A 13,589-nucleotide genomic window follows, 5' to 3' on the forward strand; every position below is an offset into this window, starting at 1 on the left:
CTACGACCTCGACGCGGCAAGCGGCGCTCGATAGGGCCTGGGCATGCACCGGCCCCTTCGATTAACCTGCAGCAAGGCTGCCCTGACGGCCAATTGGAAATGGCTTTCAAGCAAGGCGGGGGTTCCCGCCGGGGCAGCGATCAAAGCGGATGGTTATGGGCTTGGCGCCCGGGCTGTTGCTGACCAGCTGATCTCGGCCGGCTGCCGTGACTTCTTCGTTTCGAGTTGGTGGGAGGCGGCCGAGCTGGCCCCCTTCGCCGCCGACCTCGCCGTGCTTCATGGATTCGGACCCGACGATGTGGCGATCGCCGGAGAGATCGGCGCGAGACCTGTCCTCAGCACGCCACTGCAAGTCGCGCGCTGGCGGCAGATGTGGCCAGAGCGAAGCTGTGACGTGATGATCGACACCGGGATGAATCGGCTGGGACTGCGACCGGAGGAAGCGGGGGTCCTCGAAGGCTTAACGATCCACACCCTGCACAGCCACCTTGCCTGTGCGGATGAGGATCATGATCTCAATGCGTTACAACTCCAGCGCTTTCTGGCGGCGCGGGCGAGCATTTCCGCTGGCCGATACAGCCTCGCCAATAGCGCCGGTATCATGCTGGGGGCCGAATATTCGTTCGACTTGGTACGACCGGGCCTAGCTCTTTACGGTGGCATTCCGCGTACCGAGGCGAAGGAAAATATTCGGCAAGTGGCCTTCATTGAAGCTCAGGTGGTTCAGCGTCGTGTCGTCAAAGCTGGCGAATCGTGCGGCTATAACGCGACCTTCACGGCACAGGAGGACATGGAGGCGGCCGTCATCAATGTCGGTTATGCCGATGGTTACTGGCGCGGATTTTCAGCCAGCGGCTCAGGCCGGATCGGGGACACTACACTCGCCGTGCTTGGACGGGTCTCCATGGACCTTGTCATTCTCGACTGCCGAGCGGCACCGGAGCTTGCTGAGGGCGACTGGGTCATGCTCGACTTCGAGCTCGAGACGGCTGCGGCAGCCTCGGGCCAGTCGCAATATGAGCTATTGACCGGCTTAGGTCGCCGCTTCGAGCGTAGCTGGCACTAAGCTGCGCGGAGCAGGCGTCTTGGGCTTATAGCGACATAGGTCGACGACGGGGCAGCGCCAACATTCGGGCTTGCGAGCTTTGCAGATATAGCGGCCGTGCAGAATCAGCCAATGATGGGCATGCAAGCGGAAGATTTCCGGCGTCACTTTCTCGAGTTTCTCCTCCACCTCCAGCGTCGTCTTGCCAGGAGCGAGACCGGTGCGGTTGGATACGCGGAACACATGGGTATCGACCGCGATCGTGTGCTCCCCGAAAGCGATATTCAACACGACATTAGCGGTTTTGCGGCCCACTCCTGGAAGAGATTGCAGCAGGTCGCGATCTTTCGGAACCTGCCCACCGAAGCGGTCGACCAGCTGCCTGGCTGCAGCAATGACGTTACGCGCTTTCGTATTGAACAGGCCGATCGTTTTGATGTGCTTGCGCACGCCATCCTCACCAAGCGCGAGCATCTTCTCCGGTGTGTCGGCGACCTCGAAAAGCTTCCTCGTAGCGAGATTGACGCTGACGTCCGTCGCCTGAGCAGATAGCGCAACGGCCACCAACAAGGTGTACGGGTTAAGCCATTCGAGCTCCCCTTCTGGATGCGGGTTAAGCTCTGCCAGGCGGCGGTAGAACTCGAAGACTTGCGTCCGCTTCACATGGCCTCGATAACGTCATGCATTGTGTATAAGCCAGGTTTTCGGCCGTGAAGGAAGCGAGCGGCGGCAAGCGCGCCACGTGCAAAAATGACCCTGCTTTCAGCGCGATGCGAGAGGATCAGGCGCTCTTTGGGGCCTGCAAAAATTACGTCATGGTCGCCAGCGACCGTGCCACCACGCAGGGCCGCGAAGCCGATTGCACCTTCCTCTCGGACCAAGTCCGTACCGCTCCGCCCCACTTCCGCAACTAGCGCCTGGCCTCTCCCGCGGGCCGCAGACTCGCCCAACGCAAAAGCGGTTCCGGAAGGCGCGTCCGCCTTGTGGCGATGGTGCATCTCCAGGACTTCGATGTCCCATTCCAGCCCAAGGACGCGGGCGGCCCGTTCCACCAGGTCTGACAACAGGGCGACGCCGAGAGAGGTATTTGCAGCACGAAGAACAGCGACATTTCGTGCCGCTTCCTCAAGTCGCTTGCCGGAAAGATCATCCAGACCGGTAGTTCCAATCAGCACCGGAACTGCGCTTGTCTGCGCGCGCTCGAGCGTTGCAGCGAGCGCCTCCGGAGCGGAAAAGTCGACCAGAACGTCGGCGTGATCCTGATCGATCAAGAATTCGGCGGTCTCCGCAACTGCTTTGGTAATGGCCTGTCCCATGCGGCCGTTGGGAGCAATGAGAGAGAGGCGGATCGGCTGATCGTCGGTACGCATGGCAATGTGATGGAGGAGCTACCGCGGTGGCGCAATGCCAAGCCGCTGTTGAAGGGCGGCAGCGGCGGCTGGGGCGCGGACTTTCGCACCGTTGATCATGAAAATATAGGCGTCCTTGCCTTGCGAGCTTCGGGAAGCCGCGCGTTTCGCAATGCCTTCCAATTCAGCATCGCCGTAGCCCGTCTTTTCATCTTCTCGCATTCGCTGGAGGCGGGCGTAGCTAAATGAGGCGGTGTCTAAGTCTATGCTTGGAAACTCATCGCTATCGCCAAAGACTATTGCAACGTCATGATCACGGCATAACGTGTAGAAGGCGTCGTCGTGAAAACTGTTATGGCGCGGTTCTATTGCATGACGAAGCTTCGTACTGCCAAGCTGTTTAGGCAGTAAACCTAGAAACTGCGCGATGTCCTCCCGATCGAACTGCCGCCGTGCGGCAAACATCCAGAGAATCGGACCAAGCTTGCCTTCCAGTCGTTCCAGCCCCTGGTCTAGAAAGCGCTTCACTCCCTCCGCGGCGTCGGCAAGCCTAGGTCGCGTCACGCAAAAACGGCTGCCCTTGACAGCAAATTGAAATGTTTCCGGCACCGCTGCCGCCCACTTTTCCCAGCTCTTCGGATTCTGCCGTCCATAGAAGGTCGCGTTGATCTCAATCGCCCCTAGCTGGCGGGCGGCATATTCGAGTTCGCGGGCCTGAGGTAAATCCGGCGGGTAAAAAAGGCCACGCCAAGGAGGATAGGTCCAACCGCCGATACCGATACGGATGAGACCGTTGGCGGACGACATGAAGGTGCGTCAGTCCTGATTTGACGTTGGCAGGAATCGGCTCGTGATATCCTTCGCCAGTCGGGCCGGACGCAGGGAATTGGCATCAAGGCAGCACCAGGTGCTCTTAACCTCGGCCAGCACCTCCTCGCCCCGCTTAATGACCGTTGTGAAGAGTGCCTTGGCTCCCTGGACGCGCTCGGCGATCACATCTGCGACTACCGCATCTTCCAAAAAGGTTGGACGGCGGTAATTGATCTCGTGCTTCAGGGCGACCCATAGGTGCTTGGTCACCGCCTCAGCAGGCGCGACCTTTTCCCAATATTGGACTACCGCGTCCTGAACCCACTTCAGATACACGCTATTATTGACGTGACCCATATGGTCGATGTCGGCTGGCTGGATACCCACGGCGTAACGATACATTGCGGCTCTCATATCGGTAGCCTGTCTACTGCTGACAATAGTGTCAACAATCAGGTTAACGGATGGTTGCCTCCGGTTAGCTGGGCGACGATCTATCTGCTGCCTTGCGCGGACGAACCACGCCACCCATTATGGCAGGGCACGGAACAGGGAGGTCGACGGTCGTGGCAAAGGACAAAAAGGCCAAAAAATCAAAAGATGCGGCCCCGAGGCTAGAGGTCATCGCCAGCGGCCCCAGCGTTAAAACGCAAAAAGCAAAGAAATCCGACAAGAAGTTCAAGAAGGATCACGGTGGTCTGGAATCTCTCGCGAAGGTGCTTGATCATCCTTTGGTTGGCGATTTGCTGGCCGTCGGCGCTCTGGCTGCGGTCGCCGCGATCGCCGAAAGCGGAGCGAACGATCCCGCCAAGGTCAAGTCGACCGCGGCCGTGAAGACTGCCGGCAAGGCAGCAGCGGCAGCAATCGGAGCGCGGCTGCTTAAGGAAATGAGCAGCAGCGGGAACAAGACCGCGAAAAGTTAGGCTGGCCGGCGTAGAAGCGTCAGACGAGCAGCCCCGCTGTCCCGCTCCGCTTCTAAGATCAGATTCCCCGGATCGACTGTGTCCCCGCGCGACGTTTCGATCGCGAGCCAGCCTCCCAGGGTAAGCCAGCCTGCTTCCTCAACCGCAGTCCGAACCTTGGAGCCACTGTTCGGGGCGTAAGGGGGGTCGGCCAGGATAAGGTCGAAACTGCGGCCCGGCGGGAGATGCAGCGCGGAATGGGCGGCGATGGTGCAAACGTCGCATTCCAAGGATTTGGTATTTGCCTCGATTGTGCGGCGAGCGGCCATGTCGTTCTCGACGAACAGAATGGTGGCCGCACCGCGAGATACGGCCTCCAGCCCAAGCGCGCCGCTGCCGGCGAACAGATCCGCAACTGCAAGTCCGTCGAAACTGCCGACGCGACTGGAAAGCATATTGAAAAGGGTCTCTCGAGTCCGGTCGGCGGTCGGCCGTGTTGCCTGTCCCGCCGGCGCAATGAGTTTCCGCCCCCGCCAGCGTCCAGCAATGATTCTCATTTCAAAGTCTGGCCGAAGCGGAAGAGATCTTCGCGCGGCACCTCGCCGATTTGCCCCGGGTCGAGGTCGTAGATGTTAAAGGGGCCGTATTCGGTTCTGATCAGGCGAGAGACTTGTAGTCCTAGGTAGGCCAGCACACGCCGGACCTCCCGGTTCTTCCCTTCCGTGAGGGACAATTCAATCCAGCAATTGCGACCGGTGCGCCGCTCCAGATTGGCATCGATGGAACCGTAGCGAACGCCCTCGATTTCGACGCCTTCGCTCAAAGACTCGAGCTGGTCCTGGGTCACCTCGCCGAAAGCCCGTGCCCGGTAGCGCCGGACCACGCCCGTGCTTGGAAGCTCCAGCTGCCGCTTCAACTCGCCGTCATTGGTGAGCAGCAACAGGCCCTCCGTCATGAAGTCGAGGCGCCCGACCGGAATTACCCGCGGCAAGCCTTCCGGCAAGCGATCATAGATGGTCGGGCGCCCCTTGGGATCATTGGCGGCGGTAAGGCAGGAAGGCGGCTTGTAGAAGCGCCAAAGTCGTGCGGCAGCAGGCGCCCGTACCGCCTTTCCGTCGACCGTGACACCCGCCAGCGTGGTCAGCAGAGTCGCCGGTGTGTCGAGCGTCTTGCCGTCCAGAGCGATTCGACCGTCTGCGATCATACGCTCGATATCCCGCCTCGAGGCAATGCCTGCACGGGCCAGCAGCTTGGCGATTCGCTGCGCACCGGCCTCGCGTGCTGGCGGTGGACCGCCAGGTTTGGGCCCTTTCGCCGGGACGCTCTTTTTCTGCGTCCGCTTTTGCGGCACAGGGGCGCCATTCGTTCGTTCCGGCGGCAAGTCAATTTCCTTGGGTTAGGGGTGCACGAGTGCTGTTCAGCAAGCGCAAGCGGATCGTCAAGCGTATCCTCATCGTCGAAGATGAGCCGCTGGTCGCTTTCGACAATGAGACCATGGTCGCCGATGCTGGCTACGAAGTGGTTGCGACCGTCGACGAATATGATGACGCGGTAAAGGCGCTCGACAGCGAACTGGAAGAATTGCCAGCAAGCGGCGATGATGACGAGGACCCGCGCGGTGTCGATTTGATTCTGACCGACATCAGCCTCGCCGGAGTGCGCGACGGCTATGATGTTGCCCGGGAGGCCAAGCGGCGCGGCATTCCAGTCCTGTTCGTAACTGCAACGCCGCCGCAGGGCGCCGAAGAACTCGCGCTCGGGTATATGCTAAAGCCTTATCAAGAGCGGACCTTGCGGTCGGCATTGAAGGCGATCGACCGGAAACTGGGCGGAGAAAAAATTCCCAAGGTCGATGGCCTGGTGCTTTACTAGGCGATCGCCCCTTCCATTTTGCGGTGAAATTCGGTGATTCCATGCTCGAGCGTGCCGAGCGTGATTTCATCGATCAGACCCGACTTAAGTCCTCGGTGACAGAGGGCTGCGGCGCGAAAATCCTCCGCGCCAAAAGTGCCCCCGTCCAACAGCTCCCAGCTCTTGCGCCAATGCGCCTCCGCTTCGTTCGTCTGGGGTGGCTCGGGGATCAGCATCAGATCCTCAACGGCTGTCAAGCCGATCCCCTGTGGGTAGCTGATGAGCAAGTTGATATAGTCGGGCGAGACGATGACGACGGAATTGGGGAAGAGCTGGTAGGTATAAGTGACCGCGCGGCGCAGCTGGGTCCAGTCGTCGCGGTCGATCCCAGCTAGGTAATCGGTCCGCCCGACCACGGCGCGTTGATGAAGTCCAATTTGGTCGGAGACCGTGACGCCGTCGGCAAAGAAAGCGGCGATCGTCTGGGCATGCAACCGCTGGACGTGATAGCTTTCTAAAAACGCGTCGATCACCAGCTTCCAGTTGCTGGCGACCCGATGGGTCTTTCGCCGATAAAGATAAAGGCCGGCCATGCCGAACGCGTCCATATCGGACGCCAGCGCTTCCACTCCAGCGAAGTTCGGATCGGCTGAGCGGCTGAACCAGATGAGGCCGCCGCTCTCCAGGCTCGGAAATTCTCGGAGAGAATAATCGGTCTTGTCGAGGCCTGGAAAACAGTCAGCGCGGGGAACCCCGGCCAGGCGGCCGTCCGCCTTGTAGGCCCAGGCGTGATAGGGACAAACGATCCGAGTGGCGGGGACCACCTCTGACGTTTCGAGCAGCCGGGTGCCACGGTGGCGGCAGACGTTGGCGAAGACCCGGATCCGGCCACGTGCGTCGCGGCTGATGATCAGCGGAACGCCGTATTCGTCATGGGTCACAGCAGTATTCGAATTCGGCAGCAGTGCCGACGGCCCGAGCAGCAGCGGGAGTTGCGTGAAGGGCCCTTCCTGTTCGCGCCGGTACCGATCCGGATCGAGATAGATGCTGGACTGCAGACGGTCGATGGCGCCGCCAAGTTCCGGCTGGCCGAGGGCAAGCCGATCGGCCAGCGCGCGTTGCCCAGCAGTCGGGCGCGACGAGCGGAGCGGTGCGTCCATTTCAACTGAAGACTGCGCCTGTTGCGCGCGCGGTGCAAGCGGCTAGGGTCTCGGGGAGAAACGGTGGAGTTGTTACTGAATGGCGACTGTGGCGGCTGGGGTGGCGGAAGAGCCGAGAAAGCTGAAAGGCTGGAGGCTGCTGAAAGTTGCCCTGCAACACCGGAAGACCGCCGTCATGCTGGCCCTCGGCTTCGGCGCGGGCCTCCCATACACCCTCTTGATCGGCACCCTGAACGCCTGGCTGGGCGAAGAGCAGATCAATCTGGCAACCATCGGCATCCTGTCTTGGATCGGACTTGCCTATGCCTTCAAATTCCTGTGGTCTCCAGCGGTTGATTCCTTGCGGCTGCCGGGGCTCGAACGGCTCGGGCGGCGGCGCAGTTGGCTGTTGCTGTGCCAGCTGATCCTGGGCGCCTGCTTCGTCTTTCTTGCTATGACCAGCCCCACGGCGGCGATCGGAACCTTCGCGCTGATCGCAACGGTGGCGGCCTTTTTCTCCGCGACCCAAGACGTGGTTATCGACGCCTGGCGGATCGATGTGGCGGACGATGAGGCACCGCTGGAGATTCTCTCGACCATCTACCAATTTGGCTATCGGGTGGCGGCGCTGGTCGGCGGCGCTCTTGCGCTGGTTCTGGCCGCGAGGATCGGATGGCCGCTGGTCTATGCGATCATGGGCGGGATGATGGCGATCGCGATAATCGCCACGTTGGCCGCACCCGACACCCCACGGCCGGCAAGCAGCGGGATAGAGGGCGAACTCGGCCAAGCCGGTGCGATCAATCCACGCCTGCGGGGCATCGCGCTCGCCGTTGTCGGTCTTGGATGGGCCTGGGCGATTTGGACCATCGGCCGCTTCATGACGGTAGCACTGCTCTATCCGGACGATCCTGCGACCCCCAAGGCGGGTGACTTCACCAAGCAGATCGGTCCGTGGATTGTGGCGGCGACAGTCATTCTGCCGGCGGCGGTCGCTGCCTGGTTGCATGGTGTGCGCAACCGGCCCGGCAGCGTTCTACAGTCAGCTGCGCCCGCGAAGTCGACCGGCCGCCGGGCCGCCGATCATGCCTATTCTGCTCTGGTTCTCCCGCTGGTGGAGCTTGTCGCGCGTCTACGGTGGGGCGCGATCCTCGTGCTCGGCCTAATCCTCAGCTACCGATTGTGCGACAGTATTTGGGGACCGTTTGCCTTCCCATTCTACCTCGACGAGCTGGGCTACACCAACGACGAGGTTGCGTTCGCGTCCAAGATTTTCGGCGTGTTCATGACCATTGCCGGCATCGCGCTTGGCGGCATACTTTTCGCCACCATCGGACGCATGCCGACACTCATGATCGGCGCGGCCGTCGCTGCTGGATCAAACCTGTTGTACGCCGACCTAGCCGCCGGGGCGCCGTTCATCGACGGCTTCTCGCGGCTCTTCCTGCTTGATCAGCTTTATCCGGATATGCGGATGATCCGCTTGATGGTCGCTATCTCCGGCGAGAACATTGCCGGCGGTTTGGCGGGGGCGGCGTTCGTGGCCTACCTAAGTTCCATCGCGTCAAAGCGGTACAGCGCGGTGCAGTACGCGCTATTGTCCTCCCTGACATTTCTGGTTGGCTCCCTTGGGCGCGCGGCGCTTGGCGAAGCGATCGAGCAGGTCGGCTATGCTCCGGTTTTCCGTTTTACCGCTGCCCTTGGCCTGATCGCTGTTGCGTTCTGCGTACTGGAATGGATGCGCGACAAGCGGGAGCGGTCGCGGGCAACGCCGGAGATGATGTCCCAGGCGGATGCCGCGCGTGCTGCTGAGGGAGACGTGGCCTAAACCGGGACTTCGTGGTTCAGGCGCAGCACCTCCCCGGCGAGGTACAGCGAACCGGCGATCAGAATCGGCCCGTCTGGCGAGGTTCCTTGGACTGCGGCGACTACATCTTGAAACGGTCTTGCCGCAAAACCTAGGTTCTGTGCGATGGTGGCAAGTTCGTCTGGCGAGTAGCAGTCATGGGCGGGCACGGGCACCGTTGCGACTTTGCTCGCAAGGTTTTGGAACTGCTGCAGGATACCGCGCGCGTCTTTGCCGCGTAGACATCCGGTAATGAGTGTGAACGGCGCGTGCGGTCGGATTGCCTGGGCCACGGCGTGCGCGGCTTCCGGATTATGTCCTCCATCGAGGAAGACGGTCCGGCCATCGGTGAGAGGACCATCCTTCAGCTGTTGGAGCCGCGCCGGCCAACGCGCCCGCGCGATGCCAGCGCAAAGGGCTTCGGGAGAGACCTTGAGCGTGCTCTGTTGGCGGAGCATGGCGACGGCGAGGCCGGCGTTCAGGCTCTGGTGAGCGCCCGGCAAGCCGGGCTGCGGAAGTCGCAGCTCTATTGCTCCGTCGCGGTAAACACTGCCGTCATTATCGGGTGCGATGTGCCAGTCGTGGCCCAATACCTTGAGCGGAGATCCCCGCTCGTTTGCGACCTTGCGGATGCGCTGGCTGGCAATTTCTTCGTAATCGAGGGTGACCAGCGTAACCCCCGGCTTGGAAATCCCCGCCTTTTCGCCGGCGATTTCGTGCATGCTTTGGCCGAGCCATTGCTGGTGATCGAGGCCCAGCGAGGCGATGCCGGTCACGAGCGGGCGCTCGACGATATTGGTGGCGTCAAGGCGGCCGCCCATGCCGACCTCCAGCACCAGCGCATCGGCCGGCGATCTGGCGAAGGCGAGGAAGGCGGCTGCGGTCGTCACTTCGAAGAAGCTCGGACCGACGCCATCGCTTGCACCCAGCACTTCTTCAAGAAGCGAGGCGAGTTGCTCGTCGCCGATCAGCTCGCTCGCAAGGCGGATGCGTTCATTGAAGCGGACAAGATGCGGCGAGGTGAAAACGTGGACCCGGTAGCCGGCAGCCTCCAGCGACGCGCGGAGGAAGGCGCAGGTTGAACCCTTGCCGTTGGTTCCGGCGACGTGAAATACCGGCGGTAGCGAGTCCTGTGGACGGCCGAGCCTGTCGGCCAGGATCCTTATCCGCTCCAATCCTAGACGGTCCCCGCCCGGACTAAGGGTCGCAAGCCGATCCAACTGTCGTTGGACGCCCCGATGGTCCGAGCGCGCCCAATCGCTCACTAAACGGCTCCGGCCATCAGGCGACCGCTTTCTCCGGCACCAGATAGCCGATCAGCTTCGCCAAGGTTTGCTTGAGCTCGCCCCGGGGTGTGACCATGTCGACCATGCCGTGTTCCAGCAGATATTCGGCCCGCTGAAACCCCTCGGGCAGCTTCTCGCGGATCGTCTGTTCGATAACACGCTGTCCAGCGAACCCGATGAGGGCGCCAGGTTCCGCAAGCTGAACGTCGCCGAGCATTGCATAGGAAGCGGTAACGCCGCCGGTCGTCGGATCGGTCAGGACCACGATGTAGGGCAGTCCGGCTTCGCGCAACTGCGCCAGCGCAACCGTGGTACGCGGCATTTGCATCAGGCTGAGAATGCCCTCCTGCATCCGTGCGCCGCCGGCCGCAGTGAAAACGATGTAGGGCGCGCCGGCTGAGATTGCGGCCCTTACGCCGGCAACGAAGGCTGCCCCAACTGCAATTCCCATCGATCCGCCCATGAAGGCGAAATCCTGGACGCCGATGACCGCTTCTCGGCCGTCAATGCGACCCCGGGCATTCAAAAAGGCATCGCGCTCGTCCGTAGTGGAGCGGGCGACGCGAAGCCGATCGACATATTTCTTGGTGTCGCGGAACTTGAGTGGATCCTCGCGCACCTCTGGAGAGGGAAGCAGCTGATATTGTGATTCGTCGAACAGCGTGTCGAACCGTTGCCGCGCGCGGATCCGGTCGTGATGATCGCAACGCGGGCAGACCCACAGATTGTCTTCCCACTCCTTTGAGAAGATCATCGAGTCGCACTTCTTGCACTTGTGCCAGAGGGTGTCGGCGACCTGCCGCTTGGGGAGGAAAGGAATGCCATTCCGGACCCGGCTGAGCCAATTCATCGGTTCATCTCGTTCAATAAAATCAGGTCGCGCCTAGCCCCGCTGGCCCCTAGAGGGAAGCTGCGATTGCTTTCGCGGCCGCGCGCGGATCCTCCGCGCCCGTGATCGGGCGGCCGATGACCAGCATGGACGCCCCGCCCGCAATGGCTTCAGCCGGCGCCATGATGCGTTTCTGATCGCCTTGCTCGCCGCCGCTCGGCCGGATGCCGGGCACGACCAAATAACCACCCGGCCACAGCCGTCGCGCCATCGCGACTTCCGCGCCCGAGCAAACGATTCCGTCGCAGCCGCCGCGCTGAGCAAGGCGGGTAAGTCGGACAACTTGGTCCGCTGGTTTGCCGCTAACGCCAGTGTCCTCCAGATCGTCCCGGTCCAGACTCGTAAGCACGGTCACCGCGACGACCTTTGTTCCTGCCGGTGCGGCAGTCTTTGCGGCCGCCAGCATTGCAGCGCCCCCCGCAGCATGCACGGTCAGCACCGCGGGCCGAAGTGGCCGTAGAGCATCAATCGCTTTCGCGACGGTATTTGGAATGTCATGCAGCTTCAGGTCCAAAAAGACCGGAAGACCAAGATCGGAAAGCGCGGCAACACCAGACGGTCCGTTGGCAGCGAAAAATTCCAGTCCGAGTTTCAGTCCGCCGACATGCCCGCTCACCGCTTCGGCCAGATGGCGGGCGCGTGCACGATCCGGCGTATCGATCGCCACGAATACCGGGTTGGTCACGCCTGCAATGGTTCTTGTTGGACTGGATCAGATACGGTCGTCGGCGCCGCTGCAGGAGTTTGCACCACCTCGGGTGAACGAGTGTGCACCAGCAGCCTGCGTTTCAGCGCCCACACTTGACCTCGTAAAATCAGGTAGGTTGGCAGGAACCCAAGGGTGAAGGCGATGGCGATCAGGAGTGGGATCTTGATGTCAGCCTGTAGAGTACCCCACAGGTTGAGCGTGACGTCGGACCAATTGTTCCGCGCCATGATCGCCAGGAATACCGCCAAAAGGACCCAGAACAGGGTGCGGAGGAATTGCATGGACCCACTGTAGGCGACGGACGTTGGTATTTCCAGCAGCTGGCGCTCTGTCTCGCCGCCGCATCGCTTCGCCGCACGCTGCACGGCAGGCCGTTGAGTGCCGCGCCAAGCCGCACCAGAACGCCGCTTGGGGAGGACGTTACACTGAAGAAAACCATCATGCTGGGGGCTGGGGCCGCCCTGTTCGTCGTCGCTGCGCTTGCGAGCGTCCGCGTCGTCGAGCCGGCAGCGCCCGCCCAGGCACAGACGAACCCGGCCGCCGCGAACCTTCATCTCGCGAAGGTTGCCCCGCAGGCCCGGCGCGACATCGATTATCGTGCCCTCGACGCACGCCTGCAGCGGATGGTGCAGAAACCAAATATGGTCGGTTTGGCCGTGGGCGTGGTCGAAGATGGTCGGATCACCTTTCTCGGAGGCTACGGCGAAACCCTGGCCGGGTCGGGCGAGAAGGTGACGCCGGAAACCGTGTTCCGCTGGGCGAGCGTCAGCAAGGGCGTCGCTTCAACCATGGTCGCCAAGCTTGCCGAGCAGGGCAAAGTGGATCTTTCGTCGCCAGTCGTGAACTACGCTCCGGGGCTGAAGCTTCCGGGCGGAGCGGAGTATCGTGCGTCGGTCAGCGATCTTCTGAGCCACCGGCTGGGGCTTTACCGGAACGCGCTCGACAACAAGCTCGAGGAAGGGCAGCAGCCCGCAGCGCTGCGGACGCAGCTTGCCTCGCTAAATGCGATCTGCCCACCCGGAAGCTGCTGGAGCTATCAGAACATCGCCTATGACGCCGCCAGCGACATCGTCGCGCGCGCCACCAACCGCCCCTACAGCGAAGCGGTTCGCGAGCAACTGTTCGCCCCGATCGGCATGACCAGCGCAACCATGACCCGCGAAGGCCTGGTCAATGCCAGGAGCTGGGCGCGACCGCACAGCGCCGGTCGGCGTCCGCTGGAGGTTCTGGAGCCATACTATCGGGTACCGGCCGCCGGTGGTGTCAACAGCAACATCAAGGATCTGGCGCTGTGGATGATTGCGCAGACCGGCGGAATGCCATCGGTGCTGCCCGCCAATCTGCTGCAGACCATTCATCAGCCGCTGGTGAAGACGCCCGGCGAACGTGGCCGGCTGCGCAAATTCCTGGAGCGCGTGGGCGATGCTCACTACGGTCTCGGCTGGCGCAGCTACAACTATGCGGGGCATCAAATCGTCGGTCATCGCGGCGGAGTCGCGGGCTATCGCTCGCTGATCCTGTTTGACCCTGCCCGCAAGAGCGGGGTCGTCGCCATGTGGAACAGCAGCACCAGCCAACCTGGCGGCCTGGAGTTCGAGGTCATGGACATGCTCTACCACCTCGAGTTCCGCGACTGGATGGAACTTGACAGCAAGCCCGGCCAGCCGCCGCGCCCGGAGCCAGCGGTTGAGCAGGTCGAACAAGCCGCGCCGGATATCGCCGCTGTTGCAGGCCGCGGCGGGCCTCCGCGCGCCCGCAGCTAA

General features: G+C 62.1%; 16 protein-coding genes. 5 read left to right on the forward strand and 11 right to left on the reverse strand.

Annotated features, from left to right (window positions below; all coding sequences use genetic code 11):
- Positions 1–43: 43 nt before the first annotated feature.
- The gene (alr, locus tag AC4GYS_RS06980) at positions 44–1,066 is read left to right on the forward strand and encodes an alanine racemase (RefSeq protein WP_491108367.1); all 1,023 of its coding nucleotides are present in this window, start codon (positions 44–46) and stop codon (positions 1,064–1,066) included.
- Here the strand turns inward: alr and nth are convergent.
- From nth to AC4GYS_RS07000, 4 genes are read right to left on the reverse strand one after another with little or no spacing between them, the layout of a single operon-like run.
- Positions 1,034–1,708 (reverse strand): endonuclease III, encoded by a 675-nt coding sequence (nth, locus tag AC4GYS_RS06985; RefSeq protein ID WP_491108368.1) that lies wholly within the window; start codon positions 1,706–1,708, stop codon positions 1,034–1,036. The two genes, alr and nth, sit on opposite strands and share 33 nt — an antisense overlap.
- A complete protein-coding gene (dapB, locus tag AC4GYS_RS06990) occupies positions 1,705–2,415 on the reverse strand; it encodes a 4-hydroxy-tetrahydrodipicolinate reductase (RefSeq protein WP_491108369.1) in 711 nt (236 codons plus the stop codon). The genes nth and dapB overlap by 4 nt, the downstream gene beginning before the upstream one ends.
- An 18-nt stretch (positions 2,416–2,433) precedes the next feature.
- Positions 2,434–3,201, reverse strand: a complete 768-nt coding sequence (locus AC4GYS_RS06995; protein ID WP_491108370.1) for a DUF72 domain-containing protein — start codon at positions 3,199–3,201, stop codon at positions 2,434–2,436.
- A 9-nt stretch (positions 3,202–3,210) separates the two neighbouring features.
- Positions 3,211–3,606 (reverse strand): acyl-CoA thioesterase, encoded by a 396-nt coding sequence (locus tag AC4GYS_RS07000; RefSeq protein ID WP_491108371.1) that lies wholly within the window; start codon positions 3,604–3,606, stop codon positions 3,211–3,213.
- Positions 3,607–3,770: 164 nt separating this feature from the next.
- On the opposite strand from AC4GYS_RS07000, the gene AC4GYS_RS07005 reads away from it, so the two are divergent.
- A complete protein-coding gene (locus tag AC4GYS_RS07005) occupies positions 3,771–4,127 on the forward strand; it encodes a hypothetical protein (protein WP_491108372.1) in 357 nt (118 codons plus the stop codon).
- Here AC4GYS_RS07005 and rsmD read toward each other — a convergent pair.
- Together rsmD and AC4GYS_RS07015 are read right to left on the reverse strand one after the other, a co-directional pair.
- Entirely contained in the window at positions 4,124–4,663 is a 540-nt protein-coding gene (rsmD, locus tag AC4GYS_RS07010; protein ID WP_491108373.1) for a 16S rRNA (guanine(966)-N(2))-methyltransferase RsmD, read from the reverse strand. The two genes, AC4GYS_RS07005 and rsmD, sit on opposite strands and share 4 nt — an antisense overlap.
- Complete coding sequence (locus AC4GYS_RS07015; protein ID WP_491108374.1) at positions 4,660–5,310, reverse strand: pseudouridine synthase; 651 nt, start codon at positions 5,308–5,310, stop codon at positions 4,660–4,662. Before AC4GYS_RS07015 ends, rsmD begins: the two co-directional genes overlap by 4 nt.
- 83 nt (positions 5,311–5,393) lie before the next feature.
- On the opposite strand from AC4GYS_RS07015, the gene AC4GYS_RS07020 reads away from it, so the two are divergent.
- A complete protein-coding gene (locus AC4GYS_RS07020; protein ID WP_491108375.1) occupies positions 5,394–5,978 on the forward strand; it encodes a response regulator in 585 nt (194 codons plus the stop codon).
- On the opposite strand, the gene AC4GYS_RS07025 is transcribed toward AC4GYS_RS07020, so the two are convergent.
- Entirely contained in the window at positions 5,975–7,117 is a 1,143-nt protein-coding gene (locus AC4GYS_RS07025; protein WP_491108376.1) for an aromatic ring-hydroxylating oxygenase subunit alpha, read from the reverse strand. The two genes, AC4GYS_RS07020 and AC4GYS_RS07025, sit on opposite strands and share 4 nt — an antisense overlap.
- A 79-nt stretch (positions 7,118–7,196) precedes the next feature.
- Here AC4GYS_RS07025 and AC4GYS_RS07030 point away from each other — a divergent pair, with 79 nt between their 5' ends.
- Entirely contained in the window at positions 7,197–8,924 is a 1,728-nt protein-coding gene (locus tag AC4GYS_RS07030; protein ID WP_491108377.1) for an AmpG family muropeptide MFS transporter, read from the forward strand.
- Here AC4GYS_RS07030 and AC4GYS_RS07035 read toward each other — a convergent pair.
- The 4 genes from AC4GYS_RS07035 to AC4GYS_RS07050 form a co-directional block, all read right to left on the reverse strand.
- Complete coding sequence (locus tag AC4GYS_RS07035) at positions 8,921–10,117, reverse strand: bifunctional folylpolyglutamate synthase/dihydrofolate synthase (RefSeq protein ID WP_491108378.1); 1,197 nt, start codon at positions 10,115–10,117, stop codon at positions 8,921–8,923. The two genes, AC4GYS_RS07030 and AC4GYS_RS07035, sit on opposite strands and share 4 nt — an antisense overlap.
- A gap of 106 nt (positions 10,118–10,223) precedes the next feature.
- Positions 10,224–11,078 (reverse strand): acetyl-CoA carboxylase, carboxyltransferase subunit beta, encoded by an 855-nt coding sequence (accD, locus tag AC4GYS_RS07040; RefSeq protein ID WP_491108379.1) that lies wholly within the window; start codon positions 11,076–11,078, stop codon positions 10,224–10,226.
- A 49-nt stretch (positions 11,079–11,127) separates the two neighbouring features.
- Positions 11,128–11,802: an orotidine-5'-phosphate decarboxylase gene (pyrF, locus tag AC4GYS_RS07045; RefSeq protein ID WP_491108380.1), complete on the reverse strand. Its 675-nt coding sequence runs from the start codon at positions 11,800–11,802 to the stop codon at positions 11,128–11,130.
- The gene (locus tag AC4GYS_RS07050; protein WP_491108381.1) at positions 11,799–12,107 is read right to left on the reverse strand and encodes a hypothetical protein; all 309 of its coding nucleotides are present in this window, start codon (positions 12,105–12,107) and stop codon (positions 11,799–11,801) included. The genes pyrF and AC4GYS_RS07050 overlap by 4 nt, the downstream gene beginning before the upstream one ends.
- Between AC4GYS_RS07050 and AC4GYS_RS07055 the strand changes: the two genes are divergently transcribed.
- Positions 12,102–13,589: a serine hydrolase domain-containing protein gene (locus tag AC4GYS_RS07055; RefSeq protein WP_491108382.1), complete on the forward strand. Its 1,488-nt coding sequence runs from the start codon at positions 12,102–12,104 to the stop codon at positions 13,587–13,589. The genes AC4GYS_RS07050 and AC4GYS_RS07055 overlap by 6 nt on opposite strands.

The sequence above is a fragment of the Sphingomonas sp. SP1 genome, assembly GCF_058313395.1.